Below are 13,653 nucleotides of genomic sequence, written 5' to 3'. Positions count from 1 at the left end.
ATGCGTATTCTTCGCGCAGGCGACCACAGGCGCATGCCGTGGAAGAACGGCAAGGGAGAGACGGTCGAGATCGCCGTCTTTCCCGAAGACGCAAGCGTTGACACATTCGACTGGCGCATCAGCATGGCGCCGGTCGTGTCCGATGGCCCGTTCTCCATCTTTCCGGGCATTGACCGGACGCTGAGCATCCTGACCGGGGATGGCATGATGCTTTCAGTCGAAGGCATGGCGTCGACGATACTTGGCCGCAAATCGGTGCCGTTTTCGTTTGCGGGCGATGCCAAGACCGAAGTCGTGCTTCAGGCAGGGCCGATTACCGATCTGAATGTGATGACCCGGCGCGGGCGCTTTTCGCATCGTGTGACACGGGCAGAGCAGGGCGGCGAGATCGGGTTCTCTGCTGAGGCGACACTCGTCATCCTCGTTGTGACGGGCAAGGCGCAGGTGTCACAGGTCGAGCTTGGCCCGCTCGACGCCGTGATCCTTGATAATCCGGCAGATAGCCGTGACTTGAGGCTTGAGACCCAAGAGCCCTGTTTCGTCATCGAGATCTTCGCGTCCGCGAGCCACTGACCTGTCAGGCTCGCAACCGCACAAGTCAGCCGTCAGTAGACGTCGCGGAGATACCGCTTGTCCTTCTTCAGGCCGGCCAGATAGTCCGCTGCCTTTTCCGCGGTCATGCCGCCATGTTCGGCGATGATCTCACCGAGGGCAGTGTCGACATCGCGGGCCATGCGGCTGGCATCGCCGCAGACGTAGAAGGAGGCACCGTCTTCCAGCCAGGAAAACAGCGCCTTGCCGTTTTCCTTCATCCGGGTCTGCACATAGATCTTGGCATCCTGATCGCGCGAGAATGCGAGATCGAGGCGGGTCAGCAGGCCGTCGCGGCTCATCGTCGAAAGCTCGTCTTCATAGATGAAGTCGCTCTCGCGGCGCTGGTCGCCGAAGAACAGCCAGTTACGACCCCTCGCCCCGCGGGCACGACGTTCCTGCAAGAAGGCGCGGAAGGGGGCGATGCCGGTGCCGGGACCGACCATGATCATCGGCGCATCGTCATTGCCGGGTACGCGAAAAGCCTTGTTCGGCGAGACGAAAATGCCTGCGCTGGCGCCTTCGGTCACCCGATCCGCCATATAGGTCGAGCAGACGCCGCCGCGATCGCGGTTGGCAGCGTGATAACGGACGCTTGCCACAGTCAGATGGACGCTACCTTCTGCCTCTTTCGGGCTGGACGAGATCGAATAGGCGCGATGTTGAAGCGGCTTCAGAAGATTGATGAACTCGCCTGCAGTCAGGCTGCCTTGCGGAATGAGTGAGATCAGGTCGAGCGTGTCCTTGCTCCACAGAAACGCATCGAGCGCTTCCTTGTCGCCATTGCGGACGACATGGGTGAGTTCCTCGTGGCCGGCGCGGCGTTCGACTTCGGCAATCAGGTCGCGCGAAGGCGTCGAGATTTCGTACTGGGTGGAAAGCAGCGCGCCGAGTGAGGTGCCGCTGACTTCTGTCTCGGCCGCAGCGCCGAGCCTTGCGATCAGCAGATCGACCAGTGCCGGATCGTTGATAGGCATAACGCCGAGCGCATCACCTGCTTCGTAAACGAGACCACTATCTGCCAGATCGAATTCGAAATGACGGATTTCCTTGGTCGAAGCTGCCCCGGAGAGGCGGCGATTGACCGCCATTGTCGAGACGTAAGGGTTCTTACGGCTCCAGCCGGTTTGTTCTCGTGATGGTGCCGTCGCGGTGGCTGCGCCGGCGACCGGCTTTTCGGCCGCAAGCGGCAGGGTTTCGCCAAACCATGCGGCAGCGGCATCCTCGAAATCGATATCGCAATCTAGACGGGTGGCGATACGCGTGGCGCCGAGCTGTTCGAGGCGTGTGTCGATCAGCTTGCCGGCCTGGCAGAAGCCGTCATAGCCGGTATCGCCGAGGGCAAGCACGGCAAACTTCATGCCTTCGAGACGCGGCGCGGTATCGGCGGACAAGGCCTCCCAGAAAAGCTGGGCATTGTCCGGCATCTCGCCCTCGCCATAGGTGGAGGTGACGATCACCACATGGCGCATGGCCGCGAGCGCGTCCATCTCGATATCGTCGAGGCCGCGCACCTCCGGCGCCATGCCGAGGCTTTTGGCGGAAGCGGCCGCATCCATAGCCAGATTTTCGGAATTGCCGGTCTGGGTTCCGTAGAGAATATGGATCGGCTGCGCAGCACTCGAGGCCGGAGCGCTGGCGGTGTTCTCACCGGCGATCAGGCGCGAGTTGAGGCCGGCCATGAAGCCGGAAAGCCAGGCGCGCTGTTCGCCGTTGAAGGGAGCATCCTCAGGGATATGCGGGATCATCATCGGCGCTGTCTCAAACTCTGGCTGCTGCAAGGCCACCGACGGCCTTGGTTGCAAAGAGCTCCTCGAAGCTCGGGATGCGTCCGATCCGGTCGCGGTTGCTTTCCGTCTGCTGGATGATCCAGCCATAGGTGCCGGGGCTGTCGATCGACAGCGTATTGCGGCCGGCGAGCGCCTGGCGATAATCCGAGAGCCGCTTTTCCGAGACGAGAACCGCAAGGCCCTGGTCATCGTAATCGGCAATCGCCTCGCGGGCGTAACGCGACAGTTTCTGCATTAGCGCGAAATCCTCGGTCAGGATCAGGTTGCGCACCGCCTTCTCGACCGCCGGTTCGGACGGGCCGAAAGCGTTCGGAACCCGCGCCATCGCAAGCGACTGCGCCATGGAAAGCACCGTGTAGTTGTTGATCAGCGCGAACATCTCTTCGGTGTCCGTCTCGCCATGACCGGGAGCCTTGCCGTTGAGGATCGGCTTGCGGTCGCGATAGGCGAGCTTGAATTTGCGGACCTGATGGCCGGCAAGTGCGGTCGCCAGTTCCTCGATCAGGTCCTTGCGGCTCTTCGCCTTCAGGATGGCATCGCTATCCTGATAGAGGAGCAGCGCGCGCGGTAGGCAATAGACGAAGTTCGAGCGCTCGCTTTCGAAATTTTCGAGCAGCCAGCGGGCCTTTTCCGATCCCGTCGCCTCCACATGCCACTCCAGCATCATGCGGATCGCGTCGGCGTGGAAGGCAACATAAGGGTCGGTCGGATCGGCGATCGAGCCGATCAGGATGGAATCGTGGCTCATCTTCTTCGGCAGGTCGCGATAGGGATCATACTGATAGAAGAAGCCGCCGCTCATGCCGTTGCCGACGCCCTTGCCGAAGGAGCCGAGATTGAGCACGGCGCCATTGGTCATGTATTCGCAGCAGAAATCGCCGACGCCTTCGACGACGGCGGTGGAGCCGGAATTGCGCACGGCAAACCGGTCGCCCGCCTGGCCCTCGACGAACAGCCGGCCGCCGGTTGCGCCGAAGAGGGCGAAGTTGCCGATCAGCACGTTGCCGCCGGCCTCGAGCGAACCGCCACCCGGCGAGCGAACGGAGATCGTGCCGCCATTGGCGCTCTTTCCGACGCCGTCATTGCAGGTGCCGGTATGGGTCAGCATCATGCCGTCGTTGCAGAAGGCACCGTAGGACTGTCCGGCCGAACCGGATGTCGCGATCTTCACCGAACCCGCATCGAGGAAACGGCGGCCGCGCTTGTCCTGCCGCACGGCGGGAAGGCTGCGCGTCTCGTCCTCGGTCAGCTCGTGGTTCAGCATCCGCTCGATATCGACCGAAAGCTGGCCACCGACGCTCTTGTTGCGATTGTTGAGATGCTGGTTGCCGCCAAGTTCGACCACCGGCAGGCCGCCGTCGATCAGTGCCGAGCGCACCATGTCGATGAAGGCATCATCGACTGCATAATCCTTTTCCATATAGACCGGATCGGTGATCTTCACCTCCTCGACCACCTGCAGCATGGCGCGGAGGTCAAGCTGCCCGACGCTGGAGGGATGATCGAGGAGGTGAAGAAGATCGCTGCGGCCACGCGCCTCGCGAAGAGACCTGAAGCCGAGCGACGCAAGGATTTCGCGGGTTTCATGCGCGATATTCAGTAGGTACTGCGCCAGCGCCCGCGGATCGCCGTCAAACACTTCCGCATTGGTGGTGAGGCCGGCCGGGCACTTGATGTTGCAGTTCTTCGCCATGACGCATTTCAGCATCATCAGCGCCGTCGTGCCGAATTCAAAACTGTCGCCGCCGAGCAGGGCGGACTTGACTACGTCGCTTGCCGTCTGATGCGCGCCGGAGCAGCGCAGCAGAACCTTCTGGCGCAAGCCGTTGGCGCAGAGTGCCTGATGTACTTCGGCAATGCCGATTTCTGCAGCGCGGCCGGTATATTTGAGACTGGTGACTGCAGCCGCCCCGGTGCCGCCGGTATTGCCGGCGACGTTGATGACATCGGCACCCGCCTTGGCCACACCGACGGCGATCGTGCCGATACCTTCAGACGAGACCAGCTTGACGATGACGCGCACGCGCGCCGCCTTGCAGTCGTGGATGAGCTGGGCGAGGTCTTCGATCGAATAGGTATCGTGATGCGGCGGCGGCGAGACGAGCTCGACGCCCGGCGTGCCGCCACGGGCAGCCGCGATCTCCACCGTCACCTTGGCGGCCGGCAACTGTCCGCCTTCTCCGGGCTTTGCGCCCTGGCCGATCTTGATTTCCAGCTCTTCCAGCATCGGATCGGCCAGATAACCGGCCCAGATGCCGAAACGGCCGGAGGCGAACTGCTTGATGCGAGAGGCGCGGATCGTTCCGTAACGCGAGATATGTTCGCCGCCTTCGCCGGAATTCGACATGCCGCCGACCATGTTGGTGCCGTGGGCGACGGCTTCGTGGGCGGTTGCCACCAGTGCACCATGGCTCATGGCACCCGATGCAAGGAGCGGCGTGATTTCGCTCGCCGGCTGAACTTCATCGAGTGCAATGCCGGTGGGGGCGGTGCCGAGAAGCTTCAGATAAGCGAGAGCCTGGCCGCCCGCGTGAACGGCAAGCGCACCGCCTTCCAGCCAATGGCCGAGAATATCTGCGCCGAAGCGGACGACCAGTGACTGGCCGAGGGCTGCAAGCCGGGCAAGATCGCCGCCCTGCGGACCGGTCAGGGTCAGGCGGAAGACGTCATCCGGCAAGGCCTCGCAGCCCAACCCGCGAACGAGAAAACTGTTGTTTCCCTTTCGGGAAAACCGCTTCATCTCCTTGCGGAAATCGTCCGGGGACGTGGCGTAGGTAACGTCTGCCGGGAAGGCCAGAACGTCACGAAGGGCCGCTGGCCGACGCCCGCGTTCCTCCGACATCATGCGCGCGAAGGAACGGTAACCGGGTGTGATGGTGAAACGATTGATCGCCTCGGGGGACAGCCGGTCGTAGCTTGTATTGGTATAGGCCGCGTCATCGATGCCGAAAGCGTCATCAAGGCGGTTGAGGGTGAGCAGGCGCAGGAAGGGATCTTCTTCGCCATCGGGTTCGGCGAAGGACGGCTTTTCCTCAGTCATGTCGACGAAACCGCGCACGGCCGTGGTGCCGAAGGAATGGCCGGCGCCTTCGGCGCGTTCCTTGAACAGGCCGAGCAGTGGGATTTCGTCTTCGCTCTTCACCGTCAATGCCTTGGCATGCCAGTCGGCGACAGCCTGGGCGATGACCTTGAAGTTAACGCCGCCAACGGGCGTCTTAACGTTCGGGAAGTAGCGCTTGAGCACCGGATCGCTGGTATCGAGGAAATTCGGCTCGAAGAATTCGCCGGCGACATAGCTTTCGGCGGTGCAGAGACCGACCTTGCCCATGGTCTTCATCAGCGACTTTTCGGCCGCCTTGGCGAAGCGCTTGAAGGCCTTGTCGGCTTCCGCTCCGAACTTTTCTTCGGCGCGGAACTGCACGCCGAGCGGATAGACCGCCGAAGCGCCGAAGCCGAGCGCTGCCGCGACATGATGGGAGGACGAAATCTGGCCGCTTTCGACCACGAGGGATACACGCAGACGCGCGCCTTCCTCGATAAGCTTCTGGTTGATCGCCGAGACGACGAGGATCATCGGAAGTGCCGCGCGGTCGCGCGCCACATGCCGGTCTGTGACGACGGCAATCCCGCCTTCCTCGCGGGCGAAGGCTGCGATAGCGTCGCAAAGCGTGCCGATGCCGGCCTCAAGCGCTATCGCATTGGCATCCGCATCGTTGAGGTTCGGCGTGTAGAGCATTTCGAAGCGGCGGAAAGGCGTTTCCGTCTGCTCGCGCAGCTTCAGCATGTCGAGATGGGTGAGAATCGGCGAGGGCACGACGATCTGCCTTGCCGCCTTTGCGCCGATATTCGGCTTGGCGCCGAGCGCGATCCTGAGCGTCATGCCGTCGGCCTCGCGGATGCTGTCGAGCGGCGGGTTGGTCACCTGGGCAAAACGCTGGGAGAAATATTTCGCGACGCCGCCTTCCTGATCGGAAAGCGCGTTGATGGCATTACCGTAGCCCATGGCGGAGATCTTTTCCGCGCCGGTCTGAAGCATCGGGTCCATCAGGAACTTGAAGCTTTCCTGATTGTGGGAATAGGCGACGTATCGCTGGTGGCGCTCCAGATCGCCATTGTAGCGCAGCGGAGAGCCTTGCGCTTCCGCCGGAATTTCCCGTAGGTCTGAAAGGCGTACACGGGCTTCGACCAGCAGATCGCGGTATGGCCGGCGGTCAGCCAGCATTTCCAGCGCTTCGATCGTGCCGTAGCTGCGCTTTTCGACATGATCGTAAACCAGCATGCCGCCGGCTTCGATGCGGCCGCGATTGAGCACGGTTTCCGGCGGAAAGGCGATCTGACCGGCTTCCGACATGACGCAGAGATAGTCTTCCGTCTCGACAGTACGCAGCGGTCGCAGGCCGAGGCGGTCGAGACGCGCGCCGATGACATCGCCATTGCCGAAGATCAGCGCTGCCGGCCCGTCGTTCTTCTCCTCGTAAAGCGAGAAATATTCGAGCATGGCGACGACTTCAGCGGACAATGTCTCGTCGTTTTCCCATGCCGGCGGCATCATCGAGACGACGGCGGTCACCAGATCGAGGCCGTCTTCCAGAACGCGGGACTGCAGCGTCTGGTCGAGACGGCAGCTGTCCGACTGTCCCTTGGGGCGGATGATCGCGGCGTTTTTCGCTGCGGCAATCGCTGCTTCCGAGAGGCGGTTCTTGCGGTCGGTGTTGAGCTCGCCGTTATGCGCCATCTGCCGGAACGGCTGAGCCATAGACGGATGCGGGTCCGTGTTGGTGGAAAACCGCGTGTGGAAATACATGGTGTGGATCGTGTGATCCGGGTCCACCAGGTCGCGGAAATAGGGAATGACCTCATCCGAGTTGAGGCGGCCCTTCAGCACCTGCGTGCGGGCGCTGAGCGAAATCGGGTAAAGACCGCCAAGTTCGGCGCGCGTATAGGCTTCCGCCTCGATCGCAAGCAGTGCCTTGTGGATGCGGAAGTCGAATTCGGCCTGCGAAGCGGCCTCGCTGTGACAGCCGAAAACCCATTGGCGGATCGTCAATTGGTGGCGGATGGCGGCAGGGCGGATCGCATCATTGTCGACCGGCACGTCACGCTTCAGCAGAATTCCGAAACCCTGTTCCGCCAGCGCCGCCTCGACGAGACGCTCGGCTTCCTGATGGAATGCAGGATCTGCCGGCAGGAAGAAGTTGCCGACGCCGAAGCGGCGCGGCTGAAGATCTGGGCGTCCGGTCAGCTTGCGGAAAAAGCCCAGAGATAGGTCCACGGAGATACCAGCTCCGTCACCGACACCTTCTGCCGACATGCCACCACGATGCGGAACCGCACAGAGCGCCTCGTGACCCTTCAGCAAAACATCATGGGTCTGGATGCCGTTCTTTCGCGTTATGAAGCCGACGCCACAGCTGCTTTTTTCCTCTGCGGGATCATATAGACCGAAGCCCTTGTTTATCGATTCCATATCCAGACTCCCGCAGGAAATAAGTCAACTTTGCTGACCTATATAATGTGATATACGGAGTCAAGTTTAATCGTTTTTGCAACGCACAACAACGCTCCGGCGGCCCGCAAGACAGAGCGGATCGGCCTGAGAAGTGCCTGTATGGAAGCGGTTTGTAGAGTTTGAGACGAGCAAAAATTACTTCATCCTTGCTCGTCTCAAAGTGATACTCACGATCAGATCGCGCTGGCTGCCTTGTGCGCGATATAAAGCTCGCGCAGCTTCAGGGTCAGCGGTCCGGGCTTGCCGTCGCCGACCGGCTGGCCGTCGATCACGGTTACCGGCAGGACGAAGCTTGTTGCCGATGTGATGAAGGCTTCGGCAGCGGCCTTGGCTTCTTCCGGCGAGAACGGGCGTTCCTCGTAAGGGATGTCGGCCTTGTCGGCGATGTCGAGAACACTGGCGCGGGTGATGCCGTGCAGAATGGCGTTCGACAGCGGGCGCGTGATCAGCTTGCCGCTCTTATCGATGATATGGGCGGTCGCCGAGCTTGCTTCGGTAACGAGACCGTCTTCCACCAGCCAGGCATCATCGGCGCCCTTTTCCATTGCCTGCATCTTGGCCATGGACGGATAGAGCAGTTGCACCGTCTTGATATCGCGACGCTCCCAGCGCCAGTCCGGTAGCAGCGCCACGGACATGCCGGTCTTCACCTTCGGGTTTTCGATTACCGATTTCGCCTGGGTGAAGAGAACCAGTGTCGGCTTCGGTTGCTTCGGGAAGGCGAAGTCGCGGTCGGCGGCACCGCGGGAAATCTGCAGGTAGATCAGGCCCTCCGCCAGATCGTTGCGTCGGACGATCTCGCGATGGACTTCCAGCAGTTCCTCGGTCGAGATCGGCAATTCGATACCCAGTTCGGTGATCGAGCGCTTCAGGCGGGCGGAATGACCGTCATATTCCAGAAGCTTGCCGCCGATGACGCCGGTCACTTCGTAGATCGCATCGGCAAACAGAAAGCCGCGATCGAAAATGGAAACCTTGGCATCGGCTTCAGGCAGCCATTCGCCATTGAGATAGACGATACGGGACAAGACGGATTCTCCTTCAGGATGATGAGTGGCGGTCAGCGAATGCTGTGCAGCGCCGATAAGGCAAAATAGGGATCACAACACATCGCCGACGGCTCGTTTCAGTTCGGCGATGAAACCATGCAGCAGGCGCGAGCGTGGAACGCCCTTGCGGGTGATCATCACCGCCGGGATCTCGCAGGGCGGCTGGAAGGGAAGCTGTACCAGTCCGTCAGACGGCTGATAGGCGGCGCTATAGGGATCAACGATAGCGGCGCCAACTCCGGCACCGGCCAGAACCGCTGCCGTCGCGCAATAACGGACTTCGACACGCGGCTCATAGGTCATGCCGTCGCGCTCGAAGGCGTCGCGCAGCATCTGGCCCATGCGCGATTCGACCTCCAGGCCGATGAACCCATGTTCCGTGAGATCGTTGACCGTCACTTCCTGACGTGCCGCGACCTCGTGCTCCTTCGGCACCAGTGCGACCATGTGGGTGCGCGCCAAAACCTCGACATTGACTGATGGATGGCGCTCAAGCGCGATGGCGAGGCCGATATCGGCAGCACCGCTCTGGACCGCATCGATGACATGTTCGAGGCGGCGAACGTCGTAGGCGACCGAGACATCCGGCCGGTCCTTCAGAAAGCGTGCGAGCGCCATGGGGGCAACCGTGTTGCCGAGCGGCGGCGTCGACATGATCCGCAACCGGCCCGATGTGCCATGCCGGATCGAGCGGGCGCGCGCGGAGAAATTGCGCAGCATGCTGAAGACCGGGCGGACTTCCTCGAATAGAAGCAGCGCTTCCTCGGTCGGCTCCAGCCGCCGATGCAAGCGTTCGAACAGGGTCACGCCAAGCTGGTTTTCGAGCTGGCGGATGCCGTTGGACACGGCGGGCTGGGAGATGCCCAGCTGCTCGGCTGCCTCGACTGTCGTCTCACAACGCATCATCGCGCCGAAGATTTCGAGAAGGCGCAGCGAGATATCCGGCTTGTGCTCGATTTCCGTCATGGATGTCAGGTCAAAACTGCGCCGAGGGCCATGGCAACGGCGGCCTGGGTCGGATCGATGACACGGATGCCGAGTTCCTTTTCCAGCCTGCGGCGGTGGCCGGACATGCCGGCGCAGCCGAGCACGACGGCACCGGCGCCCATCTGGCGGAGTTTCGTGCCGGCCTTGAGCAGTGCCGAATAGCTCTCCTCGCCATGGCCGCTTTCCGCGACGCTGATCGAACCTTCGAGCGCGACCTCACCGGCAAGCCTGCCATCGACACCGAGGCGACGAAGATTGCGTAAGTGACGCGGGATCGAGCCTTCGGCGACAGCGATGACGCCGAAGAGATCGGCGAGCGCCAGCGCGCTCAGCACGCCCGAATCCTGAATGCCATAGACAGGCTTGGTGGTAATCGACCGGGCAAGATCAATGCCGGGCTGCGAATAGCAGGCCAGTACATAGGCGGACGCATCCGGCCGGCTTTCGATCAGGTCTGCCGTGCGAAGCGAAGCCTCATCGACATGGCGCTGGGTGACGACGCCGGGCGGGCCCTCTTTGATGGTGACGCACTCGATCAGCGGGCCGCCGGGAAACTGCATGCCGGCAACCGCCTCGCGAAGACCTTCGGTTACGCTTTCGGAACTGTTCGGATTGATGACGAGGATCGGACCGATAGTGCTCATGGTGCGATCTCCACGCCGAAATTCTGTGCCGGATCGAGTTCCTTAGCGCGGTAGCCGGGCTTGCCCGTGAGATCGACCGGGTTGCGGGCGATGAAGCGGCCGCGGCCACGCTCCGCCTTCAACGCGCCGTTCTCGACGATGACATCGCCACGGTTCATCGTGAGGACCGGCCAGCCTTCGATTTCCATGCCCTCGAAAGGCGTGTAGTCCATATTGTCATGCTGGTCGGCAAGCGTTGCCGTGCGGCGGGCTTCCGGGTCCCAGATGACGATGTCGGCATCGTAACCGGGCGCGATTGTGCCCTTTTTCGCCACTCCGAATGTCTTGGCCGCGTTCGTGCTTGAAAGCGCAACGAACTGCTGCAGCGTGATACGGCCCTTGGCGACACCCTCGGAGAACAGATAGGGCAGGCGTATGGCAATGCCGGGCATGCCGTTGGCAATCCTGGGGTAGGGGGCATCCGCGCCATTGGCGAACTTGCCTGTGGCATCGAAGCGGTAAGGCGCGTGGTCGGAAGACACGCTTTCGAATGTGCCGGACTGCACATGCCGCCAGAGTGCGGCCTGGGTTGCCGCATCGCGCACCGGCGGCGAGCAGATGAATTTCGCACCTTCCATGTCCGGCCGGTCGAGGTCCTCGCGGGTCAGCGCCAGATATTGCGGGCAGGTTTCGGCGAACAGTTTCGTGCCGGCAAGCTTTTCCCGCTGGACGATGGCGGCACCGCCAGCCGTCGAGACATGGACGATGAAGAGCGCGGCGTCGACGAGTTTCGCCAGTGAGACGGCGCGATTGATCGCTTCTTCTTCCGCCAGTTCCGGGCGGCTGATGGCATGATATTTCGGCGCGGTGAGGCCGGACGCTGCCAGCCGCTTGTTCATCCATTTGACCATGTCGTTGTTTTCGGCATGGACCATGGTGAGCGCCCCATGGGTTTTCGCCACCGTCAGGATGTCGAGCATGCCGCCGTCGCCGATATTCATCAGGTCGTAAGTCATGAACACCTTGAAGGAGGTGATGCCGCGAGCAAAGACGCCGGGCAGCTCTTCCAGCACAGCGGCAGACGGGTCGGAAATGATCAGATGGTAAGAGTAGTCGAGCACCGATTGCGGCGCCGCGCGGCCGTCATAGGTGGAAATGACATCGGCAATCGACTGACCGCGATGCTGTGCTGCAAACGGAATGAAGGAGGAATTGCCACCGAAGGCGGCGGAGACAGAGCCCGAATAATAGTCGTCGGCGGACATCAGGCCGCTTGAGCTTTCCTGGGCGATATGGGCGTGTGCCTCGATGCCGCCTGGAACCACCAGCTTGCCGCTCGCATCGATACGCCGGACACCGCCGGCGATCTTCTCGCCGATTGCAGCGATGCGGCCGTCGATGATGCCGATATCGGCATCGAAAACATCGGATGCGGTGGCAATGCGGCCGCCATGGATGACGGTATCGAACTCTGTCATTTCGCTATTCCCTATACTTCGACGATAACGCCGGTCTGGCTCGTGATGCGGCCATAGTGTTCGATACGACGATGGCGCTCGAAATCAAAGATCGTCTTCTTGCCGAAGTCGCATTTGGCAAAATCGCATTCGGCGATGATCAGCTCGTCTTCCTCAGTGACCGCCCTTGCCAGAATGAAGCCGTCCGGATCAACGATGATCGAGCCGCCCATCAGCGGATGGCCGTCCTCGACGCCCGCCTTGGCGATGCCGGCGACATAGGTAGCGTTCTGATAGGCGCCGGCCTGCAGCGAAAGCTCTGAATGGAACAGGCGCTTTTCAAGACCCTCGGCGCTCATCTGGGCATTCACCGAAGGTGTATTGTAGCCGATCGTCACCAGTTCGACGCCCTGCAGGCCAAGGCAGCGGAAGGTTTCCGGCCAGCGGCGGTCGTTGCAGATCGCCATGCCCATGATGATGCCTTCGTTGCGCCAAACGTTGAAACCCAGGTCGCCGGGTTCGAAATAGCGCTTTTCGAGATGCTGGAAGGCACGTTCGCTATCGTATTCGGAATGGCCCGGAAGATGGACCTTGCGGTACTTGCCGACGATATTGGCCTGACGGTCGGTGATGATCGAGGTGTTGTAATAGTGGCCGTCCGGCGTCTTTTCGGCGTAACCGAAGGTGATCGCGATATTGAGTTCGCGGGCGCGGTCGAAGAGCGGCTGGGTAGCCGCATTCGGCATTTCCGTCTCGAACCAGAAATCGATCTCGGCCTGGTCTTCCATATACCAGCGGGGGAAGAAGGTGGTGAGCGCCAGTTCCGGATAGACGACCATCTCGGCGCCCTTTCCGGCCGCTTCATCGAGCAGCGCGATCATACGCTTGACGACGGCGTCGCGGCTGTCGGCTTTCTGGATTGCGCCGAGCTGGGCGCCTGCGATCTTCATGACGGTCATGATGTTTTTCCTTTCGAAGCGATCAGGCGGCCAGGCGCCGCTGGAAATGGCTGACGAGGCGCACCAGCGGCCACAGCAGCACGAGATAAAAGAGAGCGGCCAGCACCAGCGGTGAGGCATTGTAAGTGACCGAGCGGGCCATGCCGGCGTTGTAAAGAAGCTCGGAGAGCGAGATGACGGAGGCGAGAGAGGTGAGCTTCACCACCTCCACCGTGTTCGACAAAAGGTCCGGCAGGACGTTGCGCACTGCCTGTGGCAGGACGACATGGATCAGCGTCTGCGCCGGGCTGAGGCCAGTCGATTGCGCCGCTTCCCATTGTCCCTTGGCGACGGAGAGAAGACCGGCGCGATAGACCTCCGCATAATAGGAGGAATTGTTGAGCAGGAAGGCGATGACAACGGCGGTAAACGGCGAGATGTTGATGCCGGCAAAAGGCAGACCGGCATAGATGAAGATCAACAGAACCAGCGGCGGCAGCGCCCGGAAGAGATCGGTATAGGCAATCGAGATGAAGCGCAGCCAGCGGCGTTCGCTCATATTGCCAAGCGCGACGAACAGGCCGCCGATCAGGCCGAGCAGGATCACGGCGCTGCAGAGCTGCAATGTCATCCACAGGCCGGTGAGCAGCAGCGGCAGCGATTTCCGCATGATCTCGATATTGAAGAACTGATCGGTGAAGATATCCAT

9 protein-coding genes are annotated in these 13,653 nt (G+C 61.5%); 1 reads left to right on the top strand and 8 read right to left on the bottom strand.

The annotated features are described in order from the left end of the window. Window positions 1–573 (top strand): HutD/Ves family protein, encoded by a 573-nt coding sequence (locus GGE33_RS17150; protein ID WP_183825480.1) that lies wholly within the window; start codon window positions 1–3, stop codon window positions 571–573. 32 nt (window positions 574–605) lie between these two features. On the opposite strand, the gene GGE33_RS17145 is transcribed toward GGE33_RS17150, so the two are convergent. The 8 genes from GGE33_RS17145 to GGE33_RS17110 all read right to left on the bottom strand — a co-directional run bounded on the left by GGE33_RS17145 (window position 606) and on the right by GGE33_RS17110 (window position 13,653). Beyond that, entirely contained in the window at window positions 606–2,342 is a 1,737-nt protein-coding gene (locus GGE33_RS17145) for a sulfite reductase subunit alpha (RefSeq protein ID WP_183825477.1), read from the bottom strand. Between the two features lie 10 nt (window positions 2,343–2,352). Then, on the bottom strand, window positions 2,353–7,848 hold the full coding sequence (locus tag GGE33_RS17140; protein WP_183825473.1) for a glutamate synthase-related protein: 5,496 nt from the start codon (window positions 7,846–7,848) through the stop codon (window positions 2,353–2,355). A 215-nt stretch (window positions 7,849–8,063) separates the two neighbouring features. Continuing rightward, entirely contained in the window at window positions 8,064–8,918 is an 855-nt protein-coding gene (locus GGE33_RS17135; protein WP_183825470.1) for a D-amino-acid transaminase, read from the bottom strand. A gap of 72 nt (window positions 8,919–8,990) precedes the next feature. Then, window positions 8,991–9,905, bottom strand: a complete 915-nt coding sequence (locus GGE33_RS17130) for a LysR family transcriptional regulator (protein ID WP_183825467.1) — start codon at window positions 9,903–9,905, stop codon at window positions 8,991–8,993. 5 nt (window positions 9,906–9,910) lie between these two features. Beyond that, the gene (locus GGE33_RS17125) at window positions 9,911–10,570 is read right to left on the bottom strand and encodes an aspartate/glutamate racemase family protein (RefSeq protein WP_183825464.1); all 660 of its coding nucleotides are present in this window, start codon (window positions 10,568–10,570) and stop codon (window positions 9,911–9,913) included. Then, window positions 10,567–12,027: a dihydropyrimidinase gene (gene hydA, locus GGE33_RS17120; protein ID WP_183825461.1), complete on the bottom strand. Its 1,461-nt coding sequence runs from the start codon at window positions 12,025–12,027 to the stop codon at window positions 10,567–10,569. Before hydA ends, GGE33_RS17125 begins: the two co-directional genes overlap by 4 nt. An 11-nt stretch (window positions 12,028–12,038) precedes the next feature. Continuing rightward, window positions 12,039–12,965, bottom strand: a complete 927-nt coding sequence (locus tag GGE33_RS17115) for an N-carbamoyl-D-amino-acid hydrolase (protein ID WP_183825458.1) — start codon at window positions 12,963–12,965, stop codon at window positions 12,039–12,041. A 22-nt stretch (window positions 12,966–12,987) separates the two neighbouring features. Then, window positions 12,988–13,653, bottom strand: coding sequence for an amino acid ABC transporter permease (locus tag GGE33_RS17110; protein WP_183825455.1), 666 nt, complete (start codon window positions 13,651–13,653; stop codon window positions 12,988–12,990).

The sequence above is a fragment of the Aliirhizobium cellulosilyticum genome (assembly GCF_014198105.1).
GTDB classification, from domain to species: domain Bacteria; phylum Pseudomonadota; class Alphaproteobacteria; order Rhizobiales; family Rhizobiaceae; genus Neorhizobium; species Neorhizobium cellulosilyticum.
Note: the sequence above shows the minus strand (reverse complement) of the source record. Positions and strands in the feature narration are given on the sequence as shown.